This window comes from Vibrio mexicanus, assembly GCF_001012815.1.
Taxonomy (GTDB): Bacteria; Pseudomonadota; Gammaproteobacteria; order Enterobacterales; family Vibrionaceae; genus Vibrio; species Vibrio mexicanus.
The window spans coordinates 46,537-63,052 of record NZ_JYJP01000029.1 but is presented as its reverse complement, the minus strand read 5'-3'; the positions used below and the strand labels follow the sequence as shown (position 1 = coordinate 63,052).

General features: G+C 44.6%; 12 protein-coding genes and 1 pseudogene. 12 read left to right on the top strand and 1 reads right to left on the bottom strand.

Translation table 11 applies throughout. The features are described 5' to 3' along the window. Nucleotides 1-53 precede the first annotated feature (53 nt). Nucleotides 54-926: a DNA ligase gene (locus tag UA76_RS05840; protein ID WP_420340900.1), complete on the bottom strand. Its 873-nt coding sequence runs from the start codon at nucleotides 924-926 to the stop codon at nucleotides 54-56. Between the two features lie 271 nt (nucleotides 927-1,197). Here UA76_RS05840 and UA76_RS05835 point away from each other — a divergent pair, with 271 nt between their 5' ends. From UA76_RS05835 to UA76_RS05780, 12 genes and pseudogenes are all read left to right on the top strand, one after another. Next, nucleotides 1,198-1,515: an STAS domain-containing protein gene (locus UA76_RS05835; RefSeq protein ID WP_047043946.1), complete on the top strand. Its 318-nt coding sequence runs from the start codon at nucleotides 1,198-1,200 to the stop codon at nucleotides 1,513-1,515. A 78-nt stretch (nucleotides 1,516-1,593) separates the two neighbouring features. Continuing rightward, nucleotides 1,594-2,433 (top strand): OmpA family protein, encoded by an 840-nt coding sequence (locus UA76_RS05830; RefSeq protein ID WP_047044052.1) that lies wholly within the window; start codon nucleotides 1,594-1,596, stop codon nucleotides 2,431-2,433. 55 nt (nucleotides 2,434-2,488) lie between these two features. Then, nucleotides 2,489-4,529 (top strand): annotated as a pseudogene (locus UA76_RS05825) (SLBB domain-containing protein). Next, nucleotides 4,529-5,221, top strand: coding sequence for a CpsD/CapB family tyrosine-protein kinase (locus UA76_RS05820; protein ID WP_047043945.1), 693 nt, complete (start codon nucleotides 4,529-4,531; stop codon nucleotides 5,219-5,221). The pseudogene UA76_RS05825 and the gene UA76_RS05820 overlap by 1 nt, the downstream one beginning before the upstream one ends. Nucleotides 5,222-5,231: 10 nt before the next feature. Continuing rightward, the gene (locus UA76_RS05815) at nucleotides 5,232-6,032 is read left to right on the top strand and encodes a phosphate/phosphite/phosphonate ABC transporter substrate-binding protein (RefSeq protein WP_047043943.1); all 801 of its coding nucleotides are present in this window, start codon (nucleotides 5,232-5,234) and stop codon (nucleotides 6,030-6,032) included. Nucleotides 6,033-6,040: 8 nt separating this feature from the next. Further along, nucleotides 6,041-8,356: a HAMP domain-containing hybrid sensor histidine kinase/response regulator gene (locus UA76_RS05810; protein ID WP_047043941.1), complete on the top strand. Its 2,316-nt coding sequence runs from the start codon at nucleotides 6,041-6,043 to the stop codon at nucleotides 8,354-8,356. Nucleotides 8,357-8,463: 107 nt separating this feature from the next. Beyond that, nucleotides 8,464-10,014, top strand: coding sequence for a sigma-54-dependent transcriptional regulator (locus UA76_RS05805; protein ID WP_047043939.1), 1,551 nt, complete (start codon nucleotides 8,464-8,466; stop codon nucleotides 10,012-10,014). Further along, nucleotides 9,995-11,032 (top strand): glycosyltransferase family 4 protein, encoded by a 1,038-nt coding sequence (locus UA76_RS05800; protein ID WP_047043937.1) that lies wholly within the window; start codon nucleotides 9,995-9,997, stop codon nucleotides 11,030-11,032. The genes UA76_RS05805 and UA76_RS05800 overlap by 20 nt, the downstream gene beginning before the upstream one ends. Nucleotides 11,033-11,174: 142 nt before the next feature. Further along, complete coding sequence (locus tag UA76_RS05795; RefSeq protein WP_047043935.1) at nucleotides 11,175-12,377, top strand: glycosyltransferase; 1,203 nt, start codon at nucleotides 11,175-11,177, stop codon at nucleotides 12,375-12,377. A gap of 2 nt (nucleotides 12,378-12,379) precedes the next feature. Continuing rightward, entirely contained in the window at nucleotides 12,380-13,585 is a 1,206-nt protein-coding gene (locus UA76_RS05790; RefSeq protein ID WP_047043933.1) for a glycosyltransferase family 4 protein, read from the top strand. Then, complete coding sequence (locus tag UA76_RS05785) at nucleotides 13,582-15,051, top strand: lipopolysaccharide biosynthesis protein (RefSeq protein ID WP_047043931.1); 1,470 nt, start codon at nucleotides 13,582-13,584, stop codon at nucleotides 15,049-15,051. The genes UA76_RS05790 and UA76_RS05785 overlap by 4 nt, the downstream gene beginning before the upstream one ends. Before the next feature lie 2 nt (nucleotides 15,052-15,053). Then, entirely contained in the window at nucleotides 15,054-16,442 is a 1,389-nt protein-coding gene (locus UA76_RS05780) for an O-antigen ligase family protein (protein ID WP_047043929.1), read from the top strand. Nucleotides 16,443-16,516: the final 74 nt, after the last annotated feature.

Below are 16,516 nucleotides of genomic sequence, written 5' to 3'. Positions count from 1 at the left end.
ACCAACATTGAGAAGCCCGCAGCATTGACTGCGGGCTTTTTATATTCGGTCGTCTATTGCTGTGGCCTTTCCCTGAGATAACGAGCAAATTTAGGGACACCGTTTTGCGTCATGCCGTTGTACCTGAAAGTGATGGTACTTCCCAGTTTCGGGGGTTGCGACCGCACTTGGTCCGTAAAGCCCGAACCGATATAGAACTCCACGCCTGTTTCTAAACGAACCAATAACGAACCGAGTTTGCCTTTGTACTTACCATTCCCAACTTTGTAGCCAATGACTAATGCTTCTGCGTCATGATGCTTCTTCAATTTCAACAGATCATTACTACGTCCAGCTTGATAACGACGACTCACTTTACGGAGCATTAAGCCCTCGCCTTTATTGCTGTCTACGTTATCTAACAAGGTAAACAATTGAGTTTCAGACTCTATCGGATAATGGACTATATACTTGATGTGATTCTGACGAACACTGTCCACATAATGAACGACGTTGTAGTAACGCTTACTAAAATCACCCGCAGCAGACGGCATGTCAAAAAGCATGTAGTCGATTTTTTTCCATGCTTCGTCGCTCGGTTTCTTGTCTAAAACAGTTTGCTGCACTATGTGGAAGTTGCCGCGCCCTGCCCAAAGTTCTCCTTCTACCATGTAATCTGGTAACGGCTTAGTAAACCAATCGGGAGCATAAATTCGATTCCCAGCACGAGTTAAAAGCTCCTTGCCGTTCCAAACCGCCCTAATGCCGTCTAGCTTTTCACTTTGCCAATACTCATCGATGTCAATTCCTGACTCGTAGTTTTTGGCATTAACTAGCAAAGGCTGTTGGCTTGACATCTCGCCTGTCAATGATTGCATAGCACTCAAAAGCGCGATGGCAACCAAGGAGTAACGAAAAGACTTTGAAGTTACGTTATTGATATTCATGGCCATACATTTTGCACGATTACGTACTACCATCAATATATATACCATACCTATACGATCGATATCATAGTTAGTTAATGGTGGGTTTACTGTCATTTTCAATCGAAGTTGGTGTTCTCAAAATGAACAAAAGCGATTTCTCAAATTGAGAAACTTTCTTTCTCAGAATAAGAAATGGCGACAGCAAGAATTTAACTAGTTGTAATTAAAAGAGAATAAATATGGCATGGAAGATGCTCTATCTAGGTAAACACAGATAGGAGATAGCACCATGGAACTACGCAAAGTTGAAGCAAACGACTCAATACTAACTTTAATGATCAGCGGTAACCTAGACGCAGAAGGGAGCCGTAGCGCTCAACCCGCTATTGATGACGTGATTTCGAACGATCAACACAATGAGGTTGAGTTAGATTTTCGCGATGTACAGTTTTTAGATTCGTCTGGTGTGGGTGCACTGGTTTACCTGTACAAACGCCTTATTGAACGTGAAAGAAACATGAGAATTGAAAACGTAACTGGCCAACCATTGGAGATCATCAACTTACTTCGTATCGGTCAAGCAATACCGGTGAACTCAAGGGCTTAGTGGGAAGGCTTTTTTAAAGATTCAAGCAACGATTAGAAAAAACCATAGTGAATAATGGTTCTAACAGGGGAAGTTGGCATGAAATTAATAAACAAAGACGTAGCCATAATTGTATTTAGCGCTTTGATAGTCGGTTGTTCTAGCTCTCCAGAACCAGGTCGCGGCGGTATTGCAGAACAATATATGGCTGCAGACTTCAGCCCTGTAATGCCTGACGAGCCTCTAGGCCCTGAGCACGGTCTTCGCTTTGACTGGAAGCTCACCAAGCTTCACCTCGATGCTTTGATTCAAGAAGGCGCTAAATGGTGTTTTCCTGCCGCGGTAGTGCAAGCTTTAGAAAAACAAAACCGCATTGCTCGCGAGCTTGAAGGTGGCCTTTTGTTAGATGCTGCTAACGACTTGGTTATCCAACGTAAAAGACTTAACGAATTGGAACTGCAGCTCGATTATGTGAAATCTCAGACACGATGCGTACCACCACGCAATCAGAACGACTTTAACCGTCAACTGGCTGTCATTGACGAGCTGTTTAATTTGTTGAATGTCGATAACCAATTCGCCTTCAATTCTTCGGAAATTAACCCCAAGTACATGGGTCACCTTGCTAACGCAGCCAGTATCCTGAAGGAACACTCTACCCTGAAGCTTTCTGTAACCGGGCATGCAGATGCGGTTGGTGGTGAAGCTTATAACGAAAAATTGGCAATGGATCGTGCGAAGCAAGTTAAGCGTTACCTTACTATTTTTGGCCTAGCCCCTTCACGTGTTACCACTCAATCACTCGGCTCTTCATTGCCACTATACGAAGGCGATGCGCCAGAAGTTAGGCTGACTAATCGCCGCGTAAGTATCGAGGTTATCTCGACACAAGATCACTCTCAAGAAGCTGACATGGGAGGTTTGTATGACTACCAGTAAGTTTTTTAACACAACATGGCTCATCACACTTACCCTGCTCACTAGCTTTATTGCTATGGCGCAAGAAGAAGCGTCTACTGTCCAAATCGGAGACCTGATTCAAATTAACTTGCCGGGTGAAGAAACGTTAAATCGTGGCTTTCAAGTAGACAAACGCGGGCGCATTACTTTGCCGGAAGTCGGCCCTTTATATGTTGCGGGCTACGATGAAGAGCAATTGAAGATGGCTGTATTGGACTCGTTGAGTTCCGTTTTTCGAGACCTTTCCAACGCCAAAGTGTTTATCGCCGAGCAACAAATATTGGTTTCAGTTCAAGGTTACGTGATGTCTCCGGGAGAATATACGTTGCCACAGAGTGCTGACATTCAAACGGCTTTGCATGCCGCTGGCGGTCTACGCTCAGGTGCACAGCTTAACAATATGCTGCTAAAACGCGGCAGCAAACGCGTTTCCTTCAACTATAAAGCGTTTTTAGACAGTGGTGATGAAAGCACCCTACCTAACCTAAATTCATTAGACACCTTGTTCGTACCTGCTTCACCACTTGTTGGCAACATTGAACAAGAATTTGACCCAGCAAAACTTGCCAACTCAGGTGATAGTGCAGATGCTCGAATGGCCATTAAAGTGTTTGGTGAAGTCAACGCTCCGGGTTCATTCTCATACAAAAACGGCACCGATCTTGTCGACATTTTAATGCGCTCAGGCGGCGTAACTCGCTATGCTGGTGTCGAGCAAATTCGAGTGATCAGTAATAACAATCCAACGACTTTCAACCTAAAACGTTACTTAGATAGTGGCGACGAGAGCTACTTCCAGATTTGGCTCCAGGGACCACCATTTTTGTACCGAAACAAGAAGAAGAGATTAAATCAGGCTCAAATACCGTTTACATCATGGGTGAAGTTGCTAAGCCGGGCGCCTACGAAGGCAAAAAAGGGGCAACCTTTATGGACATTCTTGCCAATGCAGGAGGCCCTACTCGCTTCGCTGAATCGCGCCAAATACGAATCTTGCGCGCGAACGGTCAAGTGGTTCGCTTTGACCTCACGGCTTTCACTGAAGGCCTTACAGGCGTAAGCCCCCACAAGTCAAAGCAGGCGACGCTATATTTGTTCCCGAAAAAACGGACATGAACGAGAAATCATGGCTGAAAATCGCACCAGAACGTGCAGTTAGCGTTATTGGTGAGGTTGTTCGCCCTGGCAGAATCGAATGGTCGGACGAAATGGATCTGATTGATTTACTTGCCCACGTTGGCGGCCCAACGCTGCGTGCTGACACGACTAAAATAGAAGTGGTCACAAGCAATGGCAAGATGGAAGTATTTGACCTTGATGCGTTCATTCAAAAAGGCGGCCCTCGCGGCGAGCTACCCAACATTCAAGCCGGTTCAATTGTCCGAGTTCACGACTTACCACAAGACCCTTCAGACAATAAATCTCAGTGGGTTCGCCAAAGCTCAGATGCATCAATTTACGTATTTGGCCAAGTAAATGCGCCGGGCCGCTACCGCTTTACGGATGATATGCATTTTCTTGATATCTTGTCTGCCGCAGATGGCCCGACAAAAGATGCCGACATACATAACATTCGCATCACGCATCGCGATAAATCCTACTCACAGGTTAGTAAGTTAAACCTTTCTCTTTATTTTGAAACTGGCGATGAAAACCTTCTACCGAGAGTAAAAACCGGTGACACCATTTACATCCCTGAGAAAGATCGAAACTGGCTTGACCGCTCAAAAGAATCGACCATTCGTATCTTAGGTGCGGTCAATAAACCGGGTCGCTATGTCTTTAACGATACGATGACTATTCTGGACATCCTTGCTGAAGCAGGTGGACCAAGTGACAACGCCTATTTGGAAAAGATCTCCGTGGTGAATATGTCTTGCTGCCAAGGTCAAGCGCGTACCTTTGATTTAATTGAGTTCAGTAAAACCGCGAATATCTATCAGCTTCCTGTGCTGCGCGCTGGCGATACCATTTATATTCCAGACCGCCGTGAAAGTTTCCTAGAAAAAGCGCGAGTTGGGCTAGAAGACATCCTACGCCTCACTACCACCATTGTGTTAATAGGAGCTCTGTAATGACCATTCCAGCGACACATGCCGAAATTGAACAACTGTATCTCGAAGCTGAGCTTAAGTCCTGTCGTACCTTGTGCGTTACCGCTTGCAATCCAGGTGACGGCGTCACGTCAGTGGCTTCTGCCCTCGCCGAGCGTTATCTCTTGGGGGGTCATAAAACCTTGTTGGTCGATCTTAATTTGTTTAACCCCGCATTTGACCACTTCGATTTATTGGCAAACAGCGCTGACGAAGAGCCTTGGATTGAGCACAAGAAAACGCATCAAGTCTTTACCGGATTAAGTATCCCCAAAAATCAGTCCACCCTGTTGGCGTACAAGGACCCAAAGCAGATGGCCAATGCTGTGTTGCAATGGCAAAACGAGTTCGACAGGGTCATCGTTGATACATCACCTTTGCTACAAATAAACCGAGGTAATGTACCGGCACAAAGTGTTGCGACGGCGTGTGACCGTACGATTCTAGTTGTACGCGGTGGAAGTAATACAGAATCTCAGGTCAAAAAAGCAACGGAAATGCTCACGAACGATAAGATTAACCTTCTCGGTACTGTGTTGAATGTTGTTGACCAACCTAGCTTAGGTGAAGAGATGATCAGAGAGTTACGTCGTATTCCTTTTTTGCCTAGTTCAATTCGCCGTCGAATCGAAAGTTGGGTTCGCAGAAATGATTTATTATCTCAAGTTGCATAAGGATCCAGTAATGAGAACACTATTCGTTGCTTTATTGCTACTTACATCTACCGCTGTCCATTCCGAGCGTTTTACTTTTGCAATTGTACCGCAGCAGTCAGCTTCTCGATTAGCCGAACTGTGGACACCCATTATGGATCACCTCAGTGAAAAAACCGGACATGAGTTTGTGTTTGTTACGGCAGTCGATATCCCTACATTCGAGCAGCGTCTAAAAAATGGAGAATATGATTTCAGTTACATGAATCCCTACCATTTTACAGTGTTCAACCAATCCCCTGGTTATCAAGCAATAGCAAAAGCGAAAGACAAACAGATAAAAGGGATCATCGTCGCACGTAAAGATTCCAACATTCAATCACTGGGTCAGCTTAACGGTAGCCAGCTAGCCTTCCCTTCTCCCGCAGCGTTCGCGGCCACAATCCTAACTCAAGCAGAACTTAACGGACGAAATGTCGAGTTCACACCAAAATATGTTTCTTCCCATGACTCCGTCTATTTGAGTGTGGCGCGTGGGCTCTTCCCTGCCGGTGGAGGTGTCATGCGCACGTTTAGATCACTCGATGAAGAAGTGCGTTCTCAACTCACGCCGATTTGGACGACCAATGGTTACACGCCACATGCTATTGCCGCCCACCCTGACCTAGCCCCTAAAGTCGTCCAAGAGATACAACAGTTACTCGTCAACCTTCATGAGAGCCCTATGGGGTTGAACCAATTAGAAAGGCTAAAAATCAAAGGGTTTGTGTCTGCGACTAACAACGACTGGGACGATGTTAGAGCTTTAAACATTCAAACGCTTGAACCGTAGGAGGCGTTATGACTTTTCGTTCAAAAACCATTATTGGCATCGCCACCATTGAGGTCATCTTGCTCGTCATTCTAGTAGTCAGCGCGATGGGCTTTTTGCGGGACTCTAATGAAAGTCAGTTGATTCAGAGAGCCAATACCACAACTGAAATGTTCATGAATGCAACCAAAGACGCGGTTCTTTCAACCGACGTAGCCCGCTTAGACGATCTGGTCAACGATATTGTCACCGTTGAAGATGTTCAATACGTTAAAGTTGTACGACAAGGTATTACACTCGCCTCTGCTGGCGACAACATCTTGTTGAAGCGAGATGTGATATCCGACGTTGACCTCTCAAGTGTTAACGATGGCGTGTTTGATAAGCGTGTCCCTATCATGGTTAATGGCGATGAGTTTGGCCACATTGAAATGGGTTTTGGTACCGAATCTATCAATGCCATGCTGGAGAAAGCAAGAAAGTCCATCATTGGTATCGCAGCGGTCGAAGTTATTTTGGTGGCAATTTTCTCTTTCGTACTTGGGACATATTTAACAAGAAGCTTAGTTAGATTAACTCATGCAACAAAAACTTTGTCTGAACGAGGTCCTGGTTACCAAATTAACTCTGCTTCCAAGGATGAATTAGGTCAGCTCTCTCATGCTTTCGATGAAATGTCGCGAAAGCTCGAAGCGACTTACGACGAGTTGAGACAGGCTCGTAAAGAAGCAGAATATGCGTGTGATTCTAAAAGTCGATTTTTGGCGTCAATGTCTCATGAAATTCGCACGCCAATGAACGGTGTGTTGGGTATTCTTTCCTTACTTGAAGAAACCAAAATCAGCAAGGAACAGAAGCAGTTGCTTACAACCGCAACAGAATCTGGTAATTTTTTACTCTCTATCATTAATGACATTCTTGATTTTACAAGGATGGAGTCAAATACCCTACTCCTTGAAAACAAAAAGTTTAATGTTCGTCGTAGCTTCGAAAGTGTTGTAGACACCTATACAACAACCGCCAAGTCTAAAGACTTAATCTTGCATCTCTATTTTGAAGGCAGTATGCCAGAGTATGCCAAAGGTGATGTTAATCGGTTAAAACAGGTTATGCATAATCTCATCGGTAACGCGATGAAGTTTACCGAGCAAGGCAGCGTGACTATTAAAGTCTCTTCAGAGCTCAAATCAGATCATTGCTTACTTAATTTTAGTGTTATCGATACCGGTATTGGCATCGAGCAAGACGCCATACCTTACTTGTTTGATGAGTTTACTATGGTTGACCAAACCTTCTCTCGTAGCCAAGAGGGTTCGGGACTTGGCCTTGCGATTTGTCAACGCCTATGTGAGTTAATGGACGGCTCCATTTCTGTCACCAGTGAGAAAGGCACTGGAAGTACATTCAGTGTCTCAGTTCGCTTAGACCTTGCCGATGACGCTTCAGACGAGACTAATCAATCAAAATCTTCTACCGATGACCTGTCTCATCTACGCATACTTGTCGCTGAAGATAACAAAGCAAACCAATTGGTTATTGTTAACATGTTTAAAAATGTCGGTGTGAATATCGATGTCGCCGAGAACGGTAAAGAAGCGCTCGAAGCTGTCACTCGATATGACTATGATTTAGTTTTCATGGACATTTCTATGCCTGTGATGGACGGAATGGAAGCGTGCAAAGCAATCCGCGAACTCGACAGTGAAACTGCCAACGTCCCAATTATCGCCCTAACCGCCCATGCACTCACCGGTGATCGTGAGCAGTTCATCGCATCAGGAATGGATGATTACTTATCAAAACCTGTACGTCTCTCACAACTTGTTGAAAAAATTCATCTATTCTTAAATATAAACGGCGATGAAGATTGCAACCTCACTCAAAATTCACAGGTAACTTTAAGAAAATCGCAATCTGAACAAGAAGAAACGAATACAGAACAAAGCGAGCCTTTCCCTATGAACCATGACACTAGCCATTTAGATTCAAATTTGGTCGATGAGACCGTATTGCAGCAAATGATTCAGGATACGTGCGCAGAAGTGATTCCTACATTGATCGAACATTATGTTGAAGAGTCGAGAGCTCGGTTGGAAAAAATCTACCAAGCAATCACTGAAAGAGACGCAGAACAGCTCGAGTTTGAAAGCCACACATTAGGCAGCTCTGCAATGGCTCTCGGTAATCGTGAACTTGCGCTTTTGGCGCGCAAAATTGAAGGCCTGTGCTTGGAAGGCCAAGCCGAAGAAGCTTACCAGTTCATAGATGAGTTAAAAGACTTAGCGACTCGTTCAATTGCTGCACTAGAAGCAAGGAAGCTCAAAGGATTTGAGCAGAGCGCTTGAAGGTTAATCAGCTGTAATAATAAAAATAGATAACAAGAAATGACGATAGACACAACATGGTTTGGCGGCAGACCAAGCATAAGCAGTCTGGTGAAAAGGATATTTAAATGCGACCAAAAGTATTATTAGTAGAAGATTCAACGTCTCTGGCCATTCTATACAAACAGTATGTAAAGGATGAGCCTTATGACCTCTTCCACGTAGAAACAGGCAGAGAAGCAAAAGCCTTCATTGAGCGAAACGTGCCTCAGCTCATCATATTAGATTTGAAACTTCCCGATATGTTTGGTGAAGAGATCCTTGATTGGATCAATGAGAACCAAATTCCTAGTGCGGTCGTCATTGCGACTGCTCATGGTTCAGTCGATATCGCTGTAGGTCTATTGCAAAAAGGGGCAAAAGATTTCTTAGAAAAGCCGATTAAAGCTGACCGGTTAAAAACGTCGATTGATTTACATCTCAAGCAAGCAAAACTTGAACATTTAGTAGACGATATCGAGAACAAGTTCGATCGCAAACGCTTCCAAGGCTTTATTGGCTCTAGCTTACCGATGCAAGCTGTCTATAAAACCATAGACTCGGTTGCCCCTACTACAGCAAGCGTGTTCATTATTGGTGAAAGTGGTACAGGTAAAGAAGTGTGCGCGGAAGCCATTCATAAAGAAAGCCAACGCAAAAACTCAGCCTTTGTTGCCATTAACTGTGGTGCCATTCCAAAAGATTTGATGGAAAGTGAAATATTTGGCCACGTGAAAGGCGCTTTCACTGGCGCGACAGCAGACAGGAAAGGCGCGGCTTCCCTAGCCCACGGCGGTACTCTATTTCTCGACGAGCTTTGTGAAATGGAGCTGGAGATGCAGAAGAAACTATTGCGTTTCTTGCAAACTGGGACATTCACCCCGCTAGGTGGAACCAAAGAGTTAAAGGTCGATGTGCGTATTATCTGTGCAACCAACCGAGATCCACTGCTAGAAGTTGAGGAAGGTCGATTTCGAGAAGACTTGTATTATCGTGTTCATGTTGTGCCAGTCGAGATGCCTCCCCTACGCGAACGCGGTAATGACATCATCACATTAGCCAAGCATTTTCTAAAAATTTACGCGAAACAAGACAACAAGAACTTTTCTTCCATCCACAAAGACGCAGAAGTCATGATGAAGAAGTACGCGTGGCCAGGTAATGTTCGACAGCTGCAAAATATCATCCGCAATATTGTGGTTCTTAACAACGAGGCTAAGCTCACGGTCGATCATTTACCGGCACAAATTACCAGAGCCAAACCTGTTGCCAAAACATCACAGCCTCAACGTGAAGCAATGCAAAACCACGCAGTATCCAATGAAACTCCATACCAAGAGCCTACTCACGCCCCGAGTAGCCAAATAGTGCAAGGTGACGGGTCACCCCAAGGCATTTCTGAATTGCCGAAGAACCAAGAGACACAAAATGCGTTTGAGCAACCGTCAGAAAGTCAGAGTGGCACTAAGCCACAAAGTATTAGGCCTATGTGGCAAGTAGAGAGAGAAACGATTCAAAACGCGATTGATTACTGTGATGGTAATGTTTTGAATGCAGCAGTATTACTCGAGTTAAGTCCTTCAACGGTTTACCGTAAAAAACAAGCTTGGGAGTCTGAAGATGAGAGCAACCCAGCCTAATAGCATTTGGTTAGTCATCGACAGTAATACTTTTGGCGGAATAGAAACCCATGTGCTCGAATTAGCCGATGGGTTATCTCAACACAATGAACCTGTAGCTGTTGTTTTCTTGAAAGACTATGGCGGCGAAAACCAGCTCGAAGGCAAGTTAGAAGCGCGTGGCGTTCCCTCTTTGTTCTTAAATCGTATTTACCCTAAGCACTCTATTCTCAAAGCGTTTCACGAGCTATTAAAAGTCCACTCTCCCACTGTGGTTCATGCTCACGGCTATAAATCGAGCATCATCACCAAACTCGCTAAAGTGTCGAGCTCAAAAAGCGAATGGAAACAGATTTCCACTTATCATGCTGGTGAGACACCCAAAGGCCGTGTGTGGCTATACGATGCTTTAGATCGCTATACCTCATTCATTTCTGATCATTCTTTGGCGGTAAGTAACAAGATTCAAAAGAAGCTTATCTCGCGATCCAAACGACTTAATAATTTTATTAACTTAGGTGGGCTTAGTTCGACTCAAGGCAGTGAAATCGCTTTCGTTGGCCGCATGAGCCATGAAAAAGCACCCGATCGTTTTATGGCTCTTGCTCAGGAGTTTCCAGATGTCACTTTTCATTGCTATGGCTCTGGCCCGATGGAGGATGAGTTAAGACAAGCAAATTCAAATAACAACGTACTTTTTCATGGTCATCAAACGAATATGGAAAAGGTTTGGAAACAGATCGATGTGCTGATTATTTGTTCGCGATATGAGGGGCTACCTATGGCTGCACTCGAAGCCATGGCACGCGGCATCGTGGTTATTGCAATGGATGTCGGAGATTTAGCTAAACTGATTGAGCATCAAGACAATGGCTTTATCGGAAGCAATATGCAAGAGCTTAAGAATCACCTATCTCATTGGCTAAACCTTAATGCTTTCGAGCAAAATGAGATTAGGACAAAGGCGCAGTTGACTATAGAAAAACACTACTCGCAACAAGCCATTATACCGCAATTCCTATCCCTATATCATGGATAACCCCTGCTTCAGACTCATTCTCAATATGAGAATCAATTTTCAATAATGCTTAACCCTATTAATACAACTCAATAAAATCAATAAGATAGATTTTGGCACCGTGATTGCACTCTCTAAACAAACTGATATGGAGAGCGCAGCTATGAGTAAGCAAAAAAACATCCTTTATGTGCATTATGGCTCTGATTGGATTCGTGGTAGCGAGCGTTGCATCATCGATCTGATTAAGCACATCGACAGAGCGCGGTTTACTCCATTCCTATGGACCAACTGTGAGCCTCTTCATAACGAAATGGCAAAACTTCACGTTCATAGCGAACTGTCAGCATTTCCTTTGCTTCTAGGAGAACGTGGACCGAAATTTGACCTTGTTTCTTGGCGCGCTCTTGTGAACGTTGCGCGTCGCTATATACGCGATGCCAACATCGATCTTATCCACGTTAATAGTGCGGCACCCTGTCAGTGGATGTGCTTAGCAGCAAGCCTTGAAGGTGTTGAGTTGGTCACTCAAGTTCACTCGGATTATCCAGCCCGTGAACGTTTAACACTGTGTCTACATCGCTCACCTCATATTATTGCAGTGAGTGACGCTGTCACCCACAATCTACGTAAAGACGGTTACCCCTCTGAGCAGTTAAGTGTGGTGCATAACGGTATTGATGTATCGCGCTTAGAGAGTCAAACAGAGCAAAACGTTAAAGGCATGCTAGAGCTTGATGACGATGCCTATCTATTTGCGACAGTCGGATCTCTCATCAGCCGTAAAGGAATAGACAGAATAATCTCTGCACTTCGCTATATTACTCTCGAGTACCCTAACACACACCTTGTCGTTATTGGCGATGGCCCGCTGCGCCAACGATTAGAGAACACAGCCGAATATTATCGACTCGAAAAGCACGTTCATTTTGTGGGAGAGCAGCCGAATGTATTTGGTTGGTTGAAAGGCTGTGATGCATTCGTCAGTGGTGCAAGACAAGAAGCCTTTGGGTTAGTGATTGCAGAAGCCGCATTAGCAGAGTTACCTATTGTCGCACCGGATGAAGGTGGCATTAAAGAGATCGTCACTCACCAGAAGAATGCCCTGCTTTATGCAAACTCAGGTATTAAAGATTTGGTTAAGTGTATGAGAGCAGTGCGAAGTAATCCTAACTCTTCTCTGGAACTTGCGCTCAACGCTCGCTCACACGTTCTTGCGAATCACACTATCGCACACAATACGCGCAACATCGAAGCCATCTACCTAAGACAATTGATGGCGAGGCAAACTCGTAGCCCATCGCTGTGGCGTACCTTGAGCCCGATAAAAACCTTCGTTACTAGTCGAATTACTATTGGAGGTTAGTCATGAGTCAACGTCAGCGCTTATCACACTGTTTAATCTTCGATTCCATCAACTTCGTTGGCGGTTCAAAGATTGCCACACAAGAAATGCTTCGTTTAAAGAAGTGCCAAAATAACCGTTTTTCAGTTGTCACAGCCAATAAAGAATATTGGCTCAACAGCCAGTTCGCTAAACAAGAGAACGTCTCGGTTTACGGAGTACCAACCATAGCATTTTTGGCGAAATGTCATCATGGTATTGGCTTTTGGTTGCACCAACTTTTCATGACTGTCGTGTTGGCATTCTATTGGCTCAAACTTCCTAGGATTGATCAAATGCTCGGTTCTTCTGGCCCAGGAATGGACATGCCACTCTATGTTCTGAATACCCTTGTGAACGCTTCGATAATTCAACTGATCCATGGCCCCGTTGGCGCGTCTAGATCGATTGGTTACTGTTTAACGAAAGCCAATCACGTTTTCTACTTAGGTTCAGCCAAGCCATCGATCGAAAAAGCGTTAGCAACGTTTTTTCTTTCCTCTTCTGAAGCGTCTATCGTTCGAGAAAAGATCGATGCTTATCTGCATGGCGCTCACTACAAAACGTTCGTGAATGGCCTACCTTCAGAGCAATGGCCAAGTCAGTGTCAGTATGACAAACCTTCGGTGTTTTGGTGTGCATCACTACTAAGATGGAAAGGTTTAGATTTGTTGGTTGAAGTGTCACGCTCGATCAGCCACATGGTCGACTATCACACTCAAGTTTGTTTCATTCGCCCTAAAAACAAGGCATTACCTGTATCGGAAGCGCCCCAACAGGTTGAACATTTTTCTTGGCACGAGATGCCAGACAATCTCAATGAGATTCGTCAAAGCGCTAACGTTTTCGTTTCGACCAGTCACAATGAGCCATTTGGCCTATCGATTCTAGAAGCCATGGCGGCAGGCATGTGCGTTGTCATTCCTCGTGATAACGCTTACTGGGATCAAGTGCTCGAACATAATGTGAACTGTATTAAATATGATGCTTGTGACGTTAACTCTTTAACCAATGCACTTTTGTACGCGACGAGCGATATCACCCTAATCAAGCAAGTTGGCAAGGCGGCTCAAGTTGTAGCGCAAGACTATCAAGCGCATGCGGCCTATGACGAGATAGCATGCACACTTTGCCAACCAAGTTGTGAATCTGATTGTGTGGAAGCATCTAAAGGCGAGGCTCAGTTATGAACCTGCAAAAGCTTAAACCATTCAAGAGCATGCTCACATACGGGATCAGCCTGTTTTTAGTGAAAGGCTTGTCATTGATTATGCTCCCTTTCATTGCACGATATTTAACGCCCACACAACTGGGACAGCTCGAACTGCTCGCAACCACCACTGCATTCTTCAGCCTTTTGGTTGGGTTGGCGATGCACGAAAGTCTTTATCGCTTCGTTGGCATTGTCACCAATAGAAACGACAAACATCGAAAAGCGAGCGAACTTTATTATGCTTGCTTGTTTACCTCTTTGATTTTGACTCTAGCACTGATTCTCATAGTAAAGAGTATCGACGCATCTTCTGTAGGTCTTAATCACTATCAGTTACTGCTAGTTGCTGTCGTCTTGTGTTTTGAAAGCGCTTTAGCCATCAGCTTGGCATGGATTCGAATGCAGGATAAGGCTTCTACTTTTTTTAAACTCAGCGTTGTCAGCGCCCTACTTCAAGTTATGTTTGTCGTCGTTATCGTGTTGCATCAGCCTAGTGTTACGCTCATCTTCGCAGCTGGTGTGGTGGTGTCTTTCTGTCAGTTTCTCGTTCTTCACTTTGTGAATCAGTTTTCATTTGTTCTACCTAAGCCGAGTCAACTGGGCCAATACGTCAAATATTCTGTCCCTCTTATGTTGTCTGCACTCGTCGCTTTCGGGCTAAGTGGAGCTGAGCGTTGGATCATCGCTTATGCGACGTCTCTCGAAACACTCGGGTTATACGCTATTGCCGCTAAGTTCGCGCTAGCAATGTGCATTTTAGTCCAGCCCTTTGGTATGTGGTGGATGCCAAAACGCTTCAATACGCTAAATACGCAAGGGCCAATCGCCGCTTCGAAAGTGACACAATATGGGATGGTCTACATCAGTCTGCTGGGAGTTGCTGTTGGTATTGGTGGACAAATCTTTATCCAATTAGCGCTACCTGATGTTTATGCTGGCGCAGCCACGCTGCTAACACTAACCATCCCATTAGTGCTCTTTAAAGAGCTGACAGAACTGGTAAACATCGGTCTACTCAACAGCAAGCAAACTCGCACAATCTTTAACATCAACCTTGCATGCACGTTCGGTGGACTCGCGCTGTGTTACGTATTATTACCCCATGGCATTGTTGGTATCGTGGGCGCGTTAATGCTTGCACAACTAACCAAGCTTCTTTTGGTGTATTACTACAGTCAAAAACGTACCCGCCTGCCGTATCAGGTTAAATCGTTATGCTTAGTTGTATTGATTCCCTTGGCTGCGCTTGGTTTAAGTCTTCACCTTAATTCACTGTTAGGTCTTGTCATGTTGGGTTTCAGTGCAACCATTTTAATCATCGTTATTTCTTCTATGCTTTCATTAGTGCCCTTTAAGATCCGTGATATTGCACAGAGCATTAACCGATTCAGCCTAAAATTAAAAATTCTTAAACTTACGCCAAGAGCTCAAACGAAAGGCTAGCTATGATTGCAGACAACAAGCCCCAAGTAATAGTTGCAGCGACCGCTATGACTGCGCTTGTCGCACTTGCTTGGTTTGTTGTTCCCCACCCAGCGGTGCCTATCGTGCTCGCATTTCTTCCTCTCGGTGCTCTGTTCGTGTTAAGTCAGACATTTTGGCTGGTGACACTATTTGTACTTTTTTCTTTTTTCAGAATCCATGAAGCCTTCCCTGTTCTGTATTCACTTAAAATTCCACTCCTTCTTTCAATGGGCGCGTTATCAGCGCTGCTTTGGCATACGTTGATTAGCCGCACTATTAAAGTTTACTGGCATCACTCATTAACCTGGATGGCGGTTTTTTGGGGGCTAGTTATCTTGGGTATCGTCTTTGCTTCAAACAAAGGATTGGCAATCAATCTGTTTAAAGGGATTTATTGGAAAATAATCGTAATGACCCTTGCCATTGCATGGTTGGTTAATACCGACAAAAACCTCGGAAGAATCGCTGTCCTCATCGTGCTCAGCGGGATATTAATAGGTAGCGTTGCGCTTTCAAACCAAGCGAATGGGATTGGTTTAGTAGAGGGAACTCGTGTAACAATTGGTCGCGACCTAGGCTCAATGTTAGGCGACCCTAACGATCTCTCTCTCGTTTTGATGTTCCCGCTTGCGTTTGCCATTGGATTAACGACTACTCTACGCATGAACATTTTCATTCGAATACTGGGCGCTATCGCCATCGCCGTTCTCATGGCCGCCGTGATTGCGACCCAAAGCCGCGGTGGTCTGCTAGGATCGCTGGCCGTGTTTGGTATTTTTGCGATTAAACTGATTCGATCAAAAGCGCTTTTGATTACCTTAGGTGTTATTGGAGCCTTGGCGTTATTCGCAATGGCAGGAATTTCCGACCGAGCATCAGGTGGCGCGGCTGAAGAAGGCATCGATGCTTCCGCTATGGGGAGACTTTATGCATGGGAAGCGGCGTTTTACATGGCGGTAGATAATCCAATCACAGGCGTTGGTTTAAACAATTTCTACGCTAACTATTTCTTCTACAGCCAACATTGGGATGGTTTGAATCATGCGGTCCACAGTACATGGTTTGGTGTCTTAGCTGAAACAGGCTTCGTTGGTTTGATAGTGTTCATCATCACCATCACTTCTCTTATTAAAACTGCTCGTGGCACCATAAAACGGATAGACCAAAACCCATTGATGTATTCGCCAAGCCTCAACGCATGTGCAAACGCCGTTTATGCGGGGCTAATAGGGACCATAGTCTCTGGCACGTTTCTGACACAAGGCTTTAACTGGCCTATTTACATACTTGCAGCACTCACCGTCGCCGTTAATTTTGTTGAGCAAAATCATTCTCAAAATGAAAATGCCCGTTCTCAAACTGAACCTTAATCAGTAAACCTCTAATTTTATTGAATTTATTTTATGGCACAAAGGTTGAAGTAATTAGGTTAAACAACCAAAGA

Coding starts and splice junctions, on each gene's coding strand:
- UA76_RS05805 (WP_047043939.1), top strand. CDS start 8,464: ATGCGACCAAAAGTATTATTAGTAGAAGATTCAACGTCTCTGGCCATT.
- UA76_RS05835 (WP_047043946.1), top strand. CDS start 1,198: ATGGAACTACGCAAAGTTGAAGCAAACGACTCAATACTAACTTTAATG.
- UA76_RS05790 (WP_047043933.1), top strand. CDS start 12,380: ATGAGTCAACGTCAGCGCTTATCACACTGTTTAATCTTCGATTCCATC.
- UA76_RS05800 (WP_047043937.1), top strand. CDS start 9,995: ATGAGAGCAACCCAGCCTAATAGCATTTGGTTAGTCATCGACAGTAAT.
- UA76_RS05820 (WP_047043945.1), top strand. CDS start 4,529: ATGACCATTCCAGCGACACATGCCGAAATTGAACAACTGTATCTCGAA.
- UA76_RS05795 (WP_047043935.1), top strand. CDS start 11,175: ATGAGTAAGCAAAAAAACATCCTTTATGTGCATTATGGCTCTGATTGG.
- UA76_RS05830 (WP_047044052.1), top strand. CDS start 1,594: ATGAAATTAATAAACAAAGACGTAGCCATAATTGTATTTAGCGCTTTG.
- UA76_RS05815 (WP_047043943.1), top strand. CDS start 5,232: ATGAGAACACTATTCGTTGCTTTATTGCTACTTACATCTACCGCTGTC.
- UA76_RS05840 (WP_420340900.1), bottom strand. CDS start 926: ATGAATATCAATAACGTAACTTCAAAGTCTTTTCGTTACTCCTTGGTT.
- UA76_RS05780 (WP_047043929.1), top strand. CDS start 15,054: ATGATTGCAGACAACAAGCCCCAAGTAATAGTTGCAGCGACCGCTATG.
- UA76_RS05785 (WP_047043931.1), top strand. CDS start 13,582: ATGAACCTGCAAAAGCTTAAACCATTCAAGAGCATGCTCACATACGGG.
- UA76_RS05810 (WP_047043941.1), top strand. CDS start 6,041: ATGACTTTTCGTTCAAAAACCATTATTGGCATCGCCACCATTGAGGTC.